At 42.8% G+C, this 15,149-nt stretch carries 17 protein-coding genes and 1 pseudogene; 10 read left to right on the top strand and 8 right to left on the bottom strand.

The window, feature by feature from the left end; all coding sequences use genetic code 11:
* Positions 1-111 precede the first annotated feature (111 nt).
* The 8 genes and pseudogenes from msrA to AAFM34_RS11940 all read left to right on the top strand — a co-directional run bounded on the left by msrA (position 112) and on the right by AAFM34_RS11940 (position 6,615).
* Positions 112-732, top strand: coding sequence for a peptide-methionine (S)-S-oxide reductase MsrA (gene msrA / locus AAFM34_RS11975; RefSeq protein WP_341663137.1), 621 nt, complete (start codon positions 112-114; stop codon positions 730-732).
* Positions 733-967: 235 nt separating this feature from the next.
* On the top strand, positions 968-1,516 hold the full coding sequence (locus AAFM34_RS11970; RefSeq protein WP_341663136.1) for a YtfJ family protein: 549 nt from the start codon (positions 968-970) through the stop codon (positions 1,514-1,516).
* Positions 1,517-1,591: 75 nt separating this feature from the next.
* Complete coding sequence (locus AAFM34_RS11965) at positions 1,592-1,891, top strand: DUF2607 family protein (protein WP_341663135.1); 300 nt, start codon at positions 1,592-1,594, stop codon at positions 1,889-1,891.
* 73 nt (positions 1,892-1,964) lie between these two features.
* The gene (locus AAFM34_RS11960; RefSeq protein WP_341663134.1) at positions 1,965-2,672 is read left to right on the top strand and encodes a DUF2796 domain-containing protein; all 708 of its coding nucleotides are present in this window, start codon (positions 1,965-1,967) and stop codon (positions 2,670-2,672) included.
* Positions 2,673-2,726: 54 nt separating this feature from the next.
* Positions 2,727-3,434, top strand: a complete 708-nt coding sequence (locus AAFM34_RS11955; RefSeq protein ID WP_341663133.1) for an ABC transporter ATP-binding protein — start codon at positions 2,727-2,729, stop codon at positions 3,432-3,434.
* Positions 3,431-4,690 (top strand): ABC transporter permease, encoded by a 1,260-nt coding sequence (locus AAFM34_RS11950; protein ID WP_341663131.1) that lies wholly within the window; start codon positions 3,431-3,433, stop codon positions 4,688-4,690. Before AAFM34_RS11955 ends, AAFM34_RS11950 begins: the two co-directional genes overlap by 4 nt.
* Before the next feature lie 287 nt (positions 4,691-4,977).
* Positions 4,978-5,403, top strand: a pseudogene (locus AAFM34_RS11945) (DUF3299 domain-containing protein); the annotation flags it as partial.
* 315 nt (positions 5,404-5,718) lie between these two features.
* Positions 5,719-6,615: a TIGR03899 family protein gene (locus AAFM34_RS11940; RefSeq protein WP_341663129.1), complete on the top strand. Its 897-nt coding sequence runs from the start codon at positions 5,719-5,721 to the stop codon at positions 6,613-6,615.
* A gap of 67 nt (positions 6,616-6,682) precedes the next feature.
* On the opposite strand, the gene pgi is transcribed toward AAFM34_RS11940, so the two are convergent.
* Complete coding sequence (pgi, locus tag AAFM34_RS11935; RefSeq protein WP_341663127.1) at positions 6,683-8,335, bottom strand: glucose-6-phosphate isomerase; 1,653 nt, start codon at positions 8,333-8,335, stop codon at positions 6,683-6,685.
* Between the two features lie 296 nt (positions 8,336-8,631).
* On the opposite strand from pgi, the gene AAFM34_RS11930 reads away from it, so the two are divergent.
* Positions 8,632-9,057 carry a secondary thiamine-phosphate synthase enzyme YjbQ gene (locus AAFM34_RS11930; RefSeq protein WP_341663125.1) on the top strand — a complete coding sequence of 142 codons (426 nt, stop codon included), beginning with the start codon at positions 8,632-8,634 and terminating at the stop codon, positions 9,055-9,057.
* An 87-nt stretch (positions 9,058-9,144) separates the two neighbouring features.
* Here AAFM34_RS11930 and alr read toward each other — a convergent pair whose 3' ends face one another.
* Entirely contained in the window at positions 9,145-10,218 is a 1,074-nt protein-coding gene (alr, locus tag AAFM34_RS11925) for an alanine racemase (RefSeq protein ID WP_341663152.1), read from the bottom strand.
* A 12-nt stretch (positions 10,219-10,230) separates the two neighbouring features.
* Positions 10,231-11,643 (bottom strand): replicative DNA helicase, encoded by a 1,413-nt coding sequence (locus tag AAFM34_RS11920; RefSeq protein ID WP_160932216.1) that lies wholly within the window; start codon positions 11,641-11,643, stop codon positions 10,231-10,233.
* 172 nt (positions 11,644-11,815) lie between these two features.
* On the opposite strand from AAFM34_RS11920, the gene AAFM34_RS11915 reads away from it, so the two are divergent.
* Entirely contained in the window at positions 11,816-12,580 is a 765-nt protein-coding gene (locus tag AAFM34_RS11915; protein WP_341663122.1) for a DUF481 domain-containing protein, read from the top strand.
* A gap of 44 nt (positions 12,581-12,624) precedes the next feature.
* Here AAFM34_RS11915 and rplI read toward each other — a convergent pair whose 3' ends face one another.
* From rplI to AAFM34_RS11890, 5 genes are all read right to left on the bottom strand, one after another.
* Positions 12,625-13,077 carry a 50S ribosomal protein L9 gene (rplI, locus tag AAFM34_RS11910; RefSeq protein ID WP_114787539.1) on the bottom strand — a complete coding sequence of 151 codons (453 nt, stop codon included), beginning with the start codon at positions 13,075-13,077 and terminating at the stop codon, positions 12,625-12,627.
* A 33-nt stretch (positions 13,078-13,110) separates the two neighbouring features.
* On the bottom strand, positions 13,111-13,338 hold the full coding sequence (gene rpsR / locus AAFM34_RS11905) for a 30S ribosomal protein S18 (RefSeq protein ID WP_000090472.1): 228 nt from the start codon (positions 13,336-13,338) through the stop codon (positions 13,111-13,113).
* 103 nt (positions 13,339-13,441) lie between these two features.
* Entirely contained in the window at positions 13,442-13,822 is a 381-nt protein-coding gene (gene rpsF / locus AAFM34_RS11900) for a 30S ribosomal protein S6 (RefSeq protein ID WP_004747103.1), read from the bottom strand.
* A gap of 201 nt (positions 13,823-14,023) precedes the next feature.
* A complete protein-coding gene (gene bfr, locus AAFM34_RS11895; RefSeq protein ID WP_341663118.1) occupies positions 14,024-14,500 on the bottom strand; it encodes a bacterioferritin in 477 nt (158 codons plus the stop codon).
* Between the two features lie 75 nt (positions 14,501-14,575).
* Complete coding sequence (locus AAFM34_RS11890; RefSeq protein WP_341663116.1) at positions 14,576-14,764, bottom strand: bacterioferritin-associated ferredoxin; 189 nt, start codon at positions 14,762-14,764, stop codon at positions 14,576-14,578.
* Positions 14,765-15,149: the final 385 nt, after the last annotated feature.

Genomic DNA, 15,149 nt, shown 5'->3' with positions numbered 1-15,149 from the left:
GGTAGCCTATACGTCGTTACGAAATAATAACGTCACTGCAAAAAGATGTCTGTACGAAAACCGTCAATTAAGCGGTCTACTCCCAAGAATATCATTTTAAGGAGATGAATCATGCTCGATAAACAAACCCCCGTCACCTCCCAACAAGCCCTTCCTGGTCGTGATCAGCCACTAAACATTGATGATAAGCACTACGTGAATCAATCAAACATCAAAGCAAAACCTCCGCAAGGTTGCCAAGAAGTCTTATTGGGTATGGGGTGTTTTTGGGGGGCAGAACGTTTGTTTTGGCAGTTAGAAGGGGTTATCAGCACCTCTGTCGGATATTCTGGCGGCTATACTCCCAACCCGACGTACGAGGAGGTCTGCTCTGGGAAAACGGGGCACACAGAGGTCGTGAGAGTCGTTTTCGACCCAAACATCATTTCTTTTGAGCAATTACTGCGCACTTTTTGGGAACGCCACAATCCCACTCAAGGAATGCGTCAAGGCAATGATATGGGAACTCAGTATCGCTCAGCCATCTATACCTATGATGAGCAGCAGCTAAAGCGAGCCATAGATTCCAGAGACGAGTATCAAACACTGCTTAACTCTAACGACTCCAACATCACGACAGAGATTGCAAAAGCTGGTCACTACTACTTTGCAGAAACCTATCACCAACAGTATTTAGCCAAAAACCCCAATGGTTATTGTGGCCTAAACGGAACGGGAGTCTGTTTTCCATAGTGTGACTAAGCCTATCAATCGGATACCTTGTTTAGCCAGCGAAAGTGCTGGCTATAACATCAAGCTGAACCATACTCTCAGCGAAAATAGAACCCGCGTTTTTAAACATACCACTATGAGTTAGCTGCTGATCAGATCACAATTATGCAACAAAGTTTTCTATCCTTGTGAGTCGCTGACCCAGACAGAAGTTTTCAATATATAATCCGTACGCTCACAGTAAAGGAAAAGTAATATGAAAACAAAAGCGCTGGTTGCCTTAACAATGATATGCAGTTTTACAGCTTCAGCACACAAGATTAAAGTTGATCAGGCATTGCCTCTTGTTGAAGTTAAAACTTACGGCGAGATCTTAGTCAAAGGTGATGACATTAGTTATCAAGAGTGGTCATCTCAAGATATGCTCGGCAAAGTGAGAGTCATCCAGGCCATCGCGGGCCGCAGCAGTTCAAAAGCCCTCAATCAACCACTTATGGCAGCCATTACAGACTCTAAGTTTGCCCAAGATAGCTATCAAACCACATCGATCATCAATCAAGATGACGCTATCTGGGGGACTGGCTCTTTTGTAAAGTCTTCAGCGGAAGATAGCAAAAAAGACTTTCCTTGGTCTTCTATGGTGCTCGATGAAGATGGCAAAGTGGCTGGAGCCTGGGATCTACAGGAAGAATCATCGGCAATTATTGTACAAGATAAACAAGGGAAAGTGCTTTTCGTCAAGGAAGGTGCACTAGACCAAAACGAAATTGAGCAAGTTCTGTCTTTAATCAAAGATAACATTTAGCGCTACTTTAAACATAGCGCTTGCATCTGAGTTGTTATAATATAACATTTTAATCCAAATGCTAAATTAAGCCCTATGACCCGAGCTCATCAAACATCAACACGACACTCAAACACACTTGCTGTGATTGCAATCGTGCTTGTGCTTTGGATGAGCTGGGCTTCTATTTCTCATCAGTATCAATTCAGTGAAAATCAACATAACGAGCATCACTGCCAACTTTTTTCCTGTTTGAAGCATGGTTCGAACTATAGTCAAACAACCTTATTTGATAACCCGTTAATCCATGAGTATAGCGATAATCAACAGTATGATTTGTATCAACAAACTGTGTTTGGTTATCTCGCCCGCTCTCCACCAGTGAGCCTAATCTGAAGAAAAAATGCCACGCAACTGGTTGTATCAAAACGCAACAACATTTTTAATTTACCATTGATTAGGATTTACAATGCATTCCATTACAAAAGTCGCAACAATTATTAGCCTAGTTTTAAGTACATCAGCAGTAGCCGATGAAGAGTTTCGCCAACATGATGCTCACGAGCATGGTCACGTTGAACTCAATATCGCCCAAGATGGCAAGGAATTACTCATGGAAATTCATGCCCCAGGAGCTGATGTGTTAGGGTTTGAACATGCGCCTAAAAATGACCAGCAACAAAAAACATTGGAGCAAGCCATTGCACAACTAGAAAATGCTGGTTCTCTATTTGCTCTGACTGCCAGTGCTGGGTGCAAAATAAAGCATCAATCCGTCGCCAATAATTTGAGTTCGGATAAACACGATGAACATGAGCACGATAATCATCATAAAGATGAACACGACCATGATCACCATGCTGACAACAAGGATCATGATGGCCATAACGAACATGACCACGACAGTCATCATCAAGATGAACACAATCATGATCACCATGCTGACAACGACGACCATGATGACCATGAACACGAAGAACACCATCATGACAGTGGGCATGGAGAATTTGCGGTTGAATATCACTACCAGTGTGACAACCTTGCTGCTCTCTCATCGATTAATACTCAATGGTTTACTCACTTTCCAGCAACAAAGTCGATCAGTGTTAATCTACTGACGGATAAGACCCAAACCGCCCTAGAACTATCTTCTAGCAATACTAAGATTTCACTTTAAAACTCGTTAGCCTGAAGGTGACCCCTTCAGGCTTATATGTTCAGGTCATATCCGATGAGAAAAAATACTAATTACGGTGTAGTCGAGCTGGATCAAGTGTCCTTTACTTGGCCGGGCAACCAAACGCCAACACTGAATATAGAGAGTTTATCTGTTCAAGTGGGAGAGCATCTGTTTATCAAAGGTCCAAGTGGCTGTGGAAAGTCAACTTTACTGGGTCTTTTAACTGGTATTCATACTATAGATACTGGCAAACTCAGCGTGCTGGGTGAAGACTTGGTGCAGATGTCTGGTAGACAACGAGATAGATTCCGCGCCAATAATATTGGCTATATCTTCCAGCAATTTAATCTACTGCCTTACCTTAGCGTGATTGAAAATGTCACTCTCCCCTGCCAGTTTTCCAAGTTACGAAAATCCAAACTGGATAAGCCGATGGTCGAAGCGGCAAAAGACTTACTAGGCAATCTTCACCTGCCAAGTGAGTTAATGCACAAACCCGTGGTTGAACTAAGTATTGGTCAACAGCAACGAGTAGCCGCAGCGCGGGCACTAATTGGCAAACCTGCATTGGTTATTGCCGACGAGCCGACCTCTTCATTGGACTATGACAATCGCAGTGCCTTCATCGAGCTTTTAATGGATCAGGTCAACCAAGCCCAATCGAGCCTTTTGTTTGTTAGTCACGATCCAACCCTAGAAAGTATGTTTGATCGAACTCTCAACCTTAATCATATTAATCGAGCAGGAGTTGCGTCATGACCCCGACACTTATGCTTGCTTGGAAGAGCGTCCGTAACCGCCGAGTTACCGCCATGTTAACGATAATGACGGTTGCGATATCGGTAGTGTTACTACTTGGTGTCGAGCGCGTTCGTACTCAAGCCAAAAGCAGTTTTGCTAATACCATTTCCGGTACCGATCTCATCGTTGGTGGTCGTTCGGGACAAGTTAATTTACTCCTTTACTCCGTGTTTCGTATTGGTAATGCCACAAATAATATCGATTGGAAAAGTTATCAGGAGTTCAGCCAGCATAGAGCAGTAAAATGGGCGATTCCCATCTCTTTAGGGGACTCTCACAAAGGGTTTCGCGTTATGGGAACCAACCATAGCTACTTTGAACATTACCGCTACGGGAAAAAATCCCCATTAAAATTGTCACAGGGTAGAGAGTTCTCAGGTCTGTTCGAAACAGTTATCGGCTCAGACGTAGCTCGTGAGCTGGGATACCAAATCGGGACTGAAATTATTATTGCCCATGGGATCAGTGATGTCGGATTCAGTCGTCATGACAACCTGCCATTTAAAGTGGTTGGCATACTTGCCCCAACAGGGACCCCTGTCGATAAAACCGTACACGTGTCACTTGAGGCAATAGAAGCAATTCACGTTGGCTGGGAATCAGGAGCACACCTTGGTAACACACCAAGTGCCCAGCAATTGGAAAAGCAGAATTTTCAGCCAAAACAAATCACCGCGATGCTCATCGGCTTAAAGTCCAAAATTCAAGCTTTTTCACTACAGCGACAAATCAATACCTATCCGAAAGAGCCTCTAAGTGCCATTCTTCCCGGCGTTGCATTACATGAACTTTGGGGGATGATGTCAGTTGCAGAGCAAGCACTCATGGTCATTTCTGTATTCGTTGTGATTGCTGGACTACTTGGGATGCTGTCTAGTTTACTAACCAGCTTGCAAGAACGTCGGCGCGAAATGGCTATTTTGCGGGCGATGGGCGCAAGGCCAAGACACGTATTATCCTTACTTGTTCTCGAAGCCAGTACGCTGACCTTGCTTGGCTTGGTCGTTGGTGTCGCCACCCTGTATGCGCTGCTGGCTAGTATTAGCCCTTTCATCCAACAAAATTATGGAATTAATATTGAAATGGTCGCCTTATCTCATTACGAGTGGAAGCTTCTTGCAGCCGTGCAACTGGCAGGTACAGTTATAGGCTTCATACCGGCATTTCGCGCCTATAAACAATCATTGAGTGATGGGATGACAATTAGAGTTTAACTATGAAAAAACAATTACTTATTCTTTTTATTGTAGCAACTTCATTGGTAGCAGGCTTGGCGAGTGCCAAAGAAGATAAGACTAACAATATTGAACAAGAGATAACACAAACGCTGCCTAACGTTTCAGCTGAACAAAAACAAAAGGCCGAAAGTAAAAGCAAGATTGCAGATACTAAGAATATTGAGCAAGAAACCACACAAACGCCGCCCAAAGTTTCTGCTGAACAAAAACAAAAGACCGAAAGCAAAAGCGATCAGAGCAAGGTTGTAGACAATAAGAAAGGTGATGTCCTTAAACTAGATTGGATCGATCTGATCCCAAAAAGTGAGCGCAACCAATTCGACGCTCAAGGTATGCCAGCAAAAAGCCATTCAGGAAGCGCTGCCAAACAATCTTTGGTGGGAAAAGTACGCCAAGATCTGAACGGTAGCTCAGTCAAAATCCCTGGATTTGTCATTCCGCTAGAAGGCGATGCCAATAAAGTGACTGAGTTTCTCCTCGTTCCTTATTTTGGTGCATGTATACATGTTCCCCCACCGCCACCAAATCAAATCGTATATGTCAAGCTGCCAAAAGGAGCTCCTGTGCAACAGCTATGGGATGTCATTTATGTGGTCGGCAAACTGAAGACGGTCACCATGAGTCATGATTTGGCGGAAACTGGCTATATGCTGGAAGGCACGAGCATCGAAGAATACGATGACTACTAAAGATCATATTTATTAACATAAATAAAACCTGTCAATTATTCGATTTTGTTTATACGTATCTAGATAAATAAACTAGTACAGCGAGATATACGAGAAACAATAGGGTAATTGATAGGTGATTTCTTAGTTTATTATCATTTAAAAACTTCATAATCCCCCCAAAGCATCCACAACAATTTTAACAAGTTATTATCATTTGGCATAGGATCAATTTTCAAAGATTGCTCACAGAGTTACTCTGGCAGATCAGCCTGTTAAGAGGTAAATTTAAGGGATATTCGTTTCTATTAAGGTCAATAGGCCCTAGGTATTCACATGTCCGAGAAGCAAAAACCCGTGGTTATTGATCATGAGCCAAATTCTGAATCACGACATGAGAAAAAACCTAATTATATTAAGGACAGTGCTAGTCGCATCATGAATATCGCCCAGTCCCATGGGCTTGATGCAATGTTGCAAAAAGAGACGCCTGAAAAAACGGCACTGGAACGAGCTCTAGTCCGTGAACGACGACAAAAAGAACTACAGCAAAAAAATCTAGAGCAAATCCTTAAGCTTGCCCATCTATCATGTAAAAATGAAACGGCAGGCGATCCAGACCATGACTGGCTGCAACGCTTTTTTAATATGGCACAAGAAGTTCACAATCCTTCCATGCAGCGCCTTTGGGCACAAGTTCTCAAACGTGAGGTAACCAACCCAGGCTCTACCTCAATGAAAGCACTGAAAACACTCAAAGATATGTCGCCAAAAGAAGCACAGGTATTACAAAGAGCCGCTTCCTTAGCTTGCAGTTTTGGGGGAGATAGCAGCCGTAAACTCTTGATCGGCTTTCGTGCCCAAGGGGGGATTTTTAGCTTCGGTAAACGTAATATTACCGGCAATATCAATGTCGGTAGCTTCCAACTACCCTACTCCAGCCTACTGGTTTTATTTGAGCTCGGCTTAATGCATGGTACTGAACTCGAATCAGGAGAAATAGAATTAGACTCTCCCTTGCCACTCAATTACCAAGGTAAGCAACTATCACTTCAAGCTCACGCTAAAGGTGTTCGCTTGCTGTACTATCGTTTTAGTCCAACTGGTAACGAGTTATGTAAACTGCTGGGTAACAAGCCTAATATGCAATATTACGATCAATTGGTTTCCTTATTGGGCCAAAAATTCACAGCTCACACAGACTCCCAAGGTAGTATTGACCATACTGTCTGAGCAGATTGATACGCCAGTATAACAACGCCAGCTAGTGAGCTGGCGTTCATTTATAAAAGACTAGACTCTAGGCTTTAAAGGCCTTGAAAGCATTAATTAGCCCGTTGGTTGAACTATCGTGTGTCACCACTTCTGACTCATCAGCAAGTTCAGGTAAGATTTGGTTTGCAAGTTGCTTACCTAACTCCACACCCCACTGGTCAAAGCTAAAGATATTCCAGATCACACCTTGAACAAATATCTTGTGCTCATACATTGCAATAAGATTGCCCAATGTACGAGGCGTGATTTGCTTGACTAATATAGAGTTTGTAGGGCGATTACCTTCAAAGACTTTAAAAGGAACCAGATCTGCAACTTGTTCTTCACTCTTACCTGCTTGCGCAAATTCTTCTCGTACAGTAGCTTCACTCTTACCAAAAGCTAGTGCTTCAGTTTGAGCAAAGAAGTTAGACATCAATTTCTGATGATGGTCACCAGAGGGATTATGGCTAAGTGCAGGTGCAATAAAATCACAAGGGATCAATTTCGTGCCCTGATGAATCAACTGATAAAAAGCATGCTGACCATTAGTGCCTGGTTCACCCCAAATAATAGGCCCTGTTTGATAGGTGACAGCTTTGCCATCCCGATCAACATACTTACCATTTGATTCCATATTACCTTGCTGGAAATAAGCAGCGAAACGATGCATGTATTGATCATAAGGTAAAATTGCTTCTGACTCAGCGCCATGGAAGTTGTTGTACCACAAGCCAATCAGAGCAAGAATGACAGGTAAGTTATTTTCTAGATCTGCCGAAGCAAAATGGTTGTCCATTTCATGCGCGCCTTCAAGCAGCTCAACGAAATTGTCAAAGCCAATAGCAAGGGCAATCGATAGACCAATCGCTGACCAAAGCGAGTAACGACCGCCTACCCAGTCCCAAAACTCAAACATATTGTCGGTATCGATACCAAACTCAGACACAGCATCTGCATTGGTAGAAAGCGCGGCAAAATGCTTGGCAACATGAAGGCTGTCACCAGCCGATTTAAGGAACCAATCACGAGCAGTATGAGCATTCGTCATAGTCTCTTGAGTGGTAAAGGTTTTGGAGGCAATCAAAAACAACGTGGTTTCTGGATTTAATGGCTTTAACGTCTCAACGATATGAGTACCGTCCACATTCGATACAAAGTGCAGATTAAGGTGGTTTTTATACGGTGCCAACGCCTCTGTGACCATATAAGGGCCAAGATCAGAACCACCAATGCCAATATTGACAATATCTGTGATTGCTTTGCCTGTATACCCTTTCCACTCGCCGCCGATAACGCGGTCAGTAAAAGATTTCATTTTATCCAGCACTGTATTGACCGCTGGCATGACATCTTCACCATCAACCAACACAGGATTGCTACTTCTATTGCGCAGCGCTGTGTGTAATACGGCGCGACCTTCAGTCTTGTTGATAGCCTCACCACCAAACATAGCGTTAATCGCCGACTTAAGCTCAGTTTGGTCTGCCAAAGCAAATAAATGCTTGAGTGTCTCATCATTGATTAGGTTCTTTGAGTAGTCGACGAGAATATCAGAACCAAATCGAGCAGAGAACTTCTCAAAGCGTGTCTCATCTTGAGCAAATAGCTCCTTTAGATCCATATCTTGTGCCGACTCAAAGTGCTGTGTAAGCGCTTTCCAGGCTGGTGTTTGTGTTGGATTAATATTTTTCAACATGGTGACGTTCCCAGTGTTAGAGTAGATACAATTCTACTTGGTTTGGTCATGATAGTGAGGAAAACTGCGATCAGTAGCAGTCCCAATTAAGCAAAAGTAGTTCTGTTCTCAAAGCTAAACAAGTGAACAAAAACTTGTAATAAATTTTCAGGTCGACATTATGACTCAGTCACACAATAAGATTATTGAGTCAAATCACATTAGCTGCTAATTAAGCTTGTCGACTTAAAACAACATTGACGCATAACGATACCGATAATGATGTCATTTGCCAAATAGATTTTAGAGGAGGCTGTATGTGGAGCCAACAAACCATTCGACTCACAGCGAGAGCACGTGGATTTCATCTTATAACCGATGAAATAGAACAACAATTACCGGAATTAGCATCAGTTTCTGTGGGAATATTACAGTTATTTATCCAACATACCTCCGCGAGTTTGACCATAAATGAAAATGCAGATCCGACTGTGCGCCACGATATGGAGCAGCATTTTAACCACTTTGTTCCTGAAAGAGCCAAGTATTATCGACACACCTATGAAGGGGATGATGATATGCCAGCGCATATCAAAACATCCATCTTAGGAAATTGCGTCAGTATTCCGATTAAAGATGGTCAATTGGCACTAGGAACCTGGCAAGGTATTTATTTAGGTGAGCACAGAGATCTAGCTGGAAGTCGTAACATTATCGCCACTTTGCAAGGTGAAGATGCCTGAAAAGACAATAGCTCCGATTAAGGGAGCTATCGATAACTGTCATCTGGATATAAAACGGCGGTCAGAATATGTTTAGCTTTTTAGGGCTTATACGTATTCCATTTCAACCCGTGAGGTAAGCTTGGTCACTAACTCATAAGCAATAGTGCCTATATGATTAGCCACCTCTTCCACGGGCAGATCTCGTCCCCATAAAACGGCTTCATCACCGACCTTATCAACCGCTTCTGGCCCTAAGTCAACAGTTAACATGTCCATAGACACCCGTCCGGCAACTGGGACTTTACGACCATTGACTAATACTGGGGTTCCGTTAGGCGCCATTCTTGGGTAGCCATCACCATAACCTATCGCTATTACGCCAACTTTTGTGTCCCTCGGTGAGGTCCATACGCCGCCGTATCCGACACTCTCTCCAGCCTTAACCTCTCGCACAGCAATCAAATGGGATTTTAGAGTCATCACAGGTAGGTAACCCATTTGTTCCGCCGTTTTATCCCCAAACGGTGACACGCCATACATAATGATGCCGGGGCGTATCCAGTCCAATTGACTTTCAGGCCAAGCCAAAACACCGGCCGAGGCAGCAAGAGAGCGCTCCCCTTCACAGCCCTGAGTTAAAGACATGAAAAGCTCTGTCTGCTCGGTCGTAGTTGGTTTGTTTAATTCATCAGCACAACCAAAGTGGCTCATATAGCGCAGCGGTTTGGCAACATTAGGACAGGCTTTCAAACGAGTGATGAACTCTTGGTATTGCTCTGGTCTAACACCGAGCCTATGCATTCCACTGTCGATTTTTAGCCAGACTACAACTGGAGTATCAAGGGTTGCCGCTTCCAATGCGTGCAGCTGCTCTTCACAGTGAACAACCGTTTGAATATTATTAGTCACCAGCACGGCTAAATCACCTGCTGAATAAAAGCCTTCTAGAAGTAAGATTGCCTTTACAATACCACTAGCACGGAGCTGTAGTGCTTCTTCAATTCTAGCCACACCAAAGGCATCAGCACCCTCAGCGCTGGTGGCAATGTGTCGCAGACCATGACCATACCCATTAGCTTTAACTACTGCCATGATCTTGCTGGTGGGAGCTTGAGACTTGAGCTGATTAAGATTGTGCTTTAATGCACCTAAATCAACACACGCCGTTGCGGCTTTCATATAACTCATAGGTTATTCATCATCCACATCAAATGCAGGACCTGCATAATTATCAAAACGAGACCATTGCCCCTGAAACGTCAATCGAACTGAGCCTATCGGGCCGTTTCGCTGCTTACCGATAATAATTTCTGCCGTTCCCTTCATCGGGCTATCTGGGTTATAAACTTCATCTCGATAAATGAACATTATCAAGTCAGCATCTTGTTCAATAGAGCCTGATTCACGCAAGTCAGAGTTTACCGGTCGCTTATCTGCTCTTTGTTCCAATGAACGGTTGAGCTGAGACAAAGCAACAACAGGCACGTTCAGCTCTTTCGCGAGCGCTTTCAGTGAGCGGGATATTTCAGCAATTTCTAAGGTTCGATTTTCAGTGAGAGATGGCACTCGCATCAGCTGAAGGTAGTCAACCATGATCATCGACAAACCACCATTATCACGAGCCACTCTCCGAGCTCTTGAACGCAGTTCTGTTGGAGTAAGACCTGAGCTATCATCGATAAAGATGTTTTTCTTCTCCATTAATAATCCCATGGTAGAAGAAATACGAGCCCAATCTTCATCATCTAATTGGCCAGTACGTATCTTGGTTTGATCAACACGAGAAAGCGATGCGAGCATACGCATCATAAGCTGCTCTGATGGCATTTCTAAAGAAAAGATGAGTACAGGTTTATCCTGCGCCATCGCCGCGTTTTCACACAAGTTCATTGCAAAAGTCGTTTTACCCATAGAAGGACGTGCAGCGACAATCACCAAATCAGAACCTTGCAAACCTGCGGTTTTCTTATTTAGGTCTGTAAATCCTGTTGTCACACCAGTAACACCATCTTGGGGTGATTTATATAGGATTTCTATCCGTTCAAGCGTTTTTTCAAGAATATTATCGACATTTTGCGGACCATCGCTATCGCTGGTCCTTGATTCAGCGATAGCAAAAACTTTGCTTTCCGCCATATCCAACAAATCTTCAGAGGAGCGTCCCTGAGGGTCGTAACCGGCATCCGCAATTTCATTTGCAACACCAATCAGGTCTCGGGTCAAAGCACGCTCTGCGACAATATCAGCATAGGCATTAATATTGGCCGCACTCGGTGTGTTTTTCACCAAATCAGCAAGGTAAGCGAATCCGCCAACATCATCGAGTTGCTCACGCTGCTCTAGGTACTCTGACAAAGTGATCAAATCGAGTGGCTTGCTTTCTTCAAGGATCGTTCGAGACGCCTCAAACATCAAGCGATGAGGACGACTATAAAAATCTTTAGCAACAACACGCTCAGCCACTGTATCCCAACGCTCGTTATCAAGTAATAAACCACCAATAACGGATTGTTCCGCTTCGATAGAATGAGGAGGCGCTTTGATTGCGTCTACTTGGGCGTCGGTTGGCTTTTTATTACGATTGTCTGTTTTAAAATCTGCCATGTTATTGCTCAACAACAAAATTGTGATCGATCATTATAGCTAGAATGAACCTGATGTCTGTAATTAACAAGGGGTTTAAATCCATCTCATATAGAATTAACTTAGAACTGACTGAAATTATATAAAAACTCTCTACTATTCACCTAATACAATGATTAAAAAGAGGCAGTGAGTGACAAGACTTTGGCTCATAACGACTAGCCTATTACTCAGCTCTGTCGTTAATGCAGATGAATCAGAACAAAGCCAAAACAAGATTGACGTCCCCTCCCCTTGGAAGAGCGAAATAGAGTTTGGTTATCAATCACACACGGGAAACTCTGACTCACGCTCGGTCAACTCAAGGTTAAGCGCTGAGTATCTATCTGGGCGTCACCGTACAACAGGAGAATGGAAATATTACCAGTTGTACAAAGACGGTGAAGAAGACAAAAGACAGTCAACGTATTTAGCACAGAGTGACTACAAACTTGGCCCTAAAACATACCTTTACAGTAACTTTCAAGGTGTTGACTCACGTTATAGCGCTTATTTTAAAGACTATACGCTCTCTGGTGGTTTAGGTTACCAGTTCTACAACACAGAAGCGTTTCTTCTTGAACTCGAGCTTGGACCAGGCTACCGCTATCAAGAGCCCAATACCGATGAAATTGGCGACGATGACATCGTTTTTGATGAAACCGTTCAAGAAGCTATCTTTCGTGGTCATGTCAAAAGTAACTGGCATATCACCAAAAGCTTGAATTTATCAGCGGCCGTTACACTCGTAGCTGGTGACAGCAATGTGAGAACGGATACCGACCTTAATGCAACAAACAGCATAACAGAACATATAGCGTTAAAAATTTCCTATTCTCGGCAGTATCATGATCGGGTTCCCGAAGGTCTGCAAAATGCTGATAGCATCTTCTCAATCAATATTTTATTTTCTATATAAAAAAAGCACCTTCTAGAAGGTGCTTTTTATACTTTGATACTGAATTACTCAGCAGCAACAACCTGAAGAGCTACTGTCGCGAATACTTCAGAATGAAGTTGTACGCTGATCTCGAACTCACCAGTGTTACGTAGTGCACCTTCTGGAAGGCGAACTTCGCTTTTCACTACTTCAACGCCAGCCGCAGTGATTGCGTCAGCGATGTCACGAGTACCGATAGAACCGAACAGTTTACCTTCGTCACCAGCTTTAGAAGCAATCACAACCGCTTCAAGAGCGTTAACTTTCTCAGCACGCGCTTGGGCAGCAGAAAGTTGCTCAGCAACTTTAGCTTCTAGCTCAGCACGACGTGCTTCGAACATTTCAACATTAGCTTTAGTTGCCATAACTGCCTTAGCTTGAGGGATAAGGAAGTTACGAGCGTAACCAGATTTAACGTTTACAGTGTCACCAAGACCACCTAGGTTACCGATTTTATCAAGTAGAATAACTTGCATTGTTTAATCCTCTTTCTTAATAAAACGAACCGATTACTGATGCTTATCAGTGTACGGTAGTAGAGCTAGGTAGCGAGAACGCTTAATAGCGCGAGCTAGCTGACGCTGATATTTAGCACTAGTACCAGTGATACGGCTAGGTACAATTTTACCAGCTTCAGTGATGTAGTTTTTAAGAGTTGCTACGTCTTTGTAATCAATCTCTTGTACGCCTTCTGCAGTAAAACGGCAGAATTTACGACGACGGAAGAAACGAGCCATGGGCTATCTCCTGATCTTAAATTTGAGTAAAGTTATCTGCCTAGGTTAGGGTCAAAATAAATTATTGGCTCTAACTAGGCTGAGTACTAAATCTGAGTATCAATTACTCAGCAGCTGCTTCTGGCTTAGCTTCAGCACGCTCTTCGCGACGAGGAGCACGCTCTTCTTTCTGCTTAAGCATGATAGATTGCTCAGTGATAGCCGCTTTAGTACGCATGATCATGTTACGTAGAACTGCATCGTTGAAACGGAAAGCAGTTTCTAGCTCATCAATTACAGCTTGGTCAGCTTCAACGTTCATTAGAACGTAGTGAGCTTTGTGAAGCTTGTTGATTGGGTAAGCCAGTTGACGACGACCCCAGTCTTCTAGACGGTGGATAGTACCGCCAGCTTCAGTGATTGAACCAGTGTAACGCTCGATCATGCCAGCAACTTGCTCGCTTTGATCTGGGTGCACCATGAATACGATTTCGTAATGACGCATTGGTTGCTCCTTACGGATTATTCAGCTTCCACAAATGGCTCAGTCATCCAGAGGAAGCAAGGAACTAAAGATAATTGACTGAGATTAAGGAGCACGAATAGTACAGAAACAAAGCAGTTTAAGCAAGGAAAATAATAAAGCAGCCGACAATCAAAAGATGGTTATTTCGGCTGCTTTTAACACTAGGATGGAATTGTGGGGTTAGTCTTCATCAACATACTGAGCTTGAAGGTAATTTTGTATACCTGTCATTTCAATCAAACCCAGTTGAGTTTCTAGCCAATCAACGTGTTCTTCTTCATCCTCTAGGATTTCTTGAAATAAGTCGCGCGACACATAATCGTGACTGTCTTCAGCATACGCTATGGCGGACTTGAGATCCGGAATAGCCATCATCTCAAGCTTAAGATCACATTCAAGCATCTCTTTGGTGTCTTCACCAATCATGAGTTTGCCAAGATCTTGTAAATTCGGAATACCTTCTAGAAAAAGGATTCGCTCTATCAAATGATCCGCATGTTTCATTTCATCAATGGATTCATGATATTCCTTATCTGCTAAATGTTTTAGCCCCCAATCTTTGTACATTCGTGCATGGAGAAAATATTGGTTTATCGCTACCAATTCATTGCCGAGAATTTTATTGAGATGTTGAATTATGATGGGATCGCCTTTCATGACACACCGCCTCCTATTGGTCCAATTTAAACTGTAGAACCAATTCAAAGGGTGTCAAAGACAATAAAACTATCCTTAGCTGGCTTCTGGGTATTCTATCACTCCAGTTTCGGTTAGGATTTCTTTGGCCATTTTTACGCATTTGCCACACTGGCTACCAAGTGAGGTGCATTTCTTTATCTGCTTTATATCTGTTACACCTTCCTCCAAAATCAATTGTTTGATTTTCTTGTCTGATACACCATGACATAGACAAACATACATAATAAAAACCATAAAACAAACACAAACGATAATTACTATTATTACCAACAATATAGAAAATACGCTAAGAATGATTTGTTATATAAAAACAGTAAGAACTGGTGGTAAGAATACTTACCATCGCATCAAATAGGCTGTTTATTTCTGGCTGAAATATAGCTCTTTGAATTATAGGAACAATAAAGATTAAGGGAACACACTGGAGATGAAAGTAAAACGATTTTTTTTATAACCGGATAATGAAAAAGAGAAGCCTAAGCTTCTCTTTTTCTCGATGCCCTGCTTTCTTCATACAAGAAGAAAACAATGCAAGATTTCGTTAAATTCTTAAGAATTAATCGAAGATCTTAGCAACAACACCAGCACCTACTGTACGGCCACCTTC

The sequence above is a fragment of the Vibrio sp. genome (assembly GCF_038138445.1).
Taxonomy (GTDB): Bacteria; Pseudomonadota; Gammaproteobacteria; order Enterobacterales; family Vibrionaceae; genus Vibrio.
The sequence above is the reverse complement of the archived record's forward strand: the minus strand, read 5'-3'. Positions and strand labels throughout refer to the sequence as shown.

Excerpts from the sequence above, each read along its gene's own strand:
- AAFM34_RS11960 (WP_341663134.1), top strand. The coding sequence starts at position 1,965 with ATGCATTCCATTACAAAAGTCGCAACAATTATTAGCCTAGTTTTAAGT.
- pgi (WP_341663127.1), bottom strand. The coding sequence starts at position 8,335 with ATGTTGAAAAATATTAATCCAACACAAACACCAGCCTGGAAAGCGCTT.
- rplI (WP_114787539.1), bottom strand. The coding sequence starts at position 13,077 with ATGCAAGTTATTCTACTTGATAAAATCGGTAACCTAGGTGGTCTTGGT.
- AAFM34_RS11970 (WP_341663136.1), top strand. The coding sequence starts at position 968 with ATGAAAACAAAAGCGCTGGTTGCCTTAACAATGATATGCAGTTTTACA.
- AAFM34_RS11950 (WP_341663131.1), top strand. The coding sequence starts at position 3,431 with ATGACCCCGACACTTATGCTTGCTTGGAAGAGCGTCCGTAACCGCCGA.
- AAFM34_RS11955 (WP_341663133.1), top strand. The coding sequence starts at position 2,727 with ATGAGAAAAAATACTAATTACGGTGTAGTCGAGCTGGATCAAGTGTCC.
- AAFM34_RS11940 (WP_341663129.1), top strand. The coding sequence starts at position 5,719 with ATGTCCGAGAAGCAAAAACCCGTGGTTATTGATCATGAGCCAAATTCT.
- AAFM34_RS11965 (WP_341663135.1), top strand. The coding sequence starts at position 1,592 with ATGACCCGAGCTCATCAAACATCAACACGACACTCAAACACACTTGCT.
- bfr (WP_341663118.1), bottom strand. The coding sequence starts at position 14,500 with ATGAAAGGCGATCCCATCATAATTCAACATCTCAATAAAATTCTCGGC.
- rpsR (WP_000090472.1), bottom strand. The coding sequence starts at position 13,338 with ATGGCTCGTTTCTTCCGTCGTCGTAAATTCTGCCGTTTTACTGCAGAA.
- msrA (WP_341663137.1), top strand. The coding sequence starts at position 112 with ATGCTCGATAAACAAACCCCCGTCACCTCCCAACAAGCCCTTCCTGGT.
- rpsF (WP_004747103.1), bottom strand. The coding sequence starts at position 13,822 with ATGCGTCATTACGAAATCGTATTCATGGTGCACCCAGATCAAAGCGAG.
- AAFM34_RS11920 (WP_160932216.1), bottom strand. The coding sequence starts at position 11,643 with ATGGCAGATTTTAAAACAGACAATCGTAATAAAAAGCCAACCGACGCC.
- alr (WP_341663152.1), bottom strand. The coding sequence starts at position 10,218 with ATGAAAGCCGCAACGGCGTGTGTTGATTTAGGTGCATTAAAGCACAAT.
- AAFM34_RS11890 (WP_341663116.1), bottom strand. The coding sequence starts at position 14,764 with ATGTATGTTTGTCTATGTCATGGTGTATCAGACAAGAAAATCAAACAA.
- AAFM34_RS11930 (WP_341663125.1), top strand. The coding sequence starts at position 8,632 with ATGTGGAGCCAACAAACCATTCGACTCACAGCGAGAGCACGTGGATTT.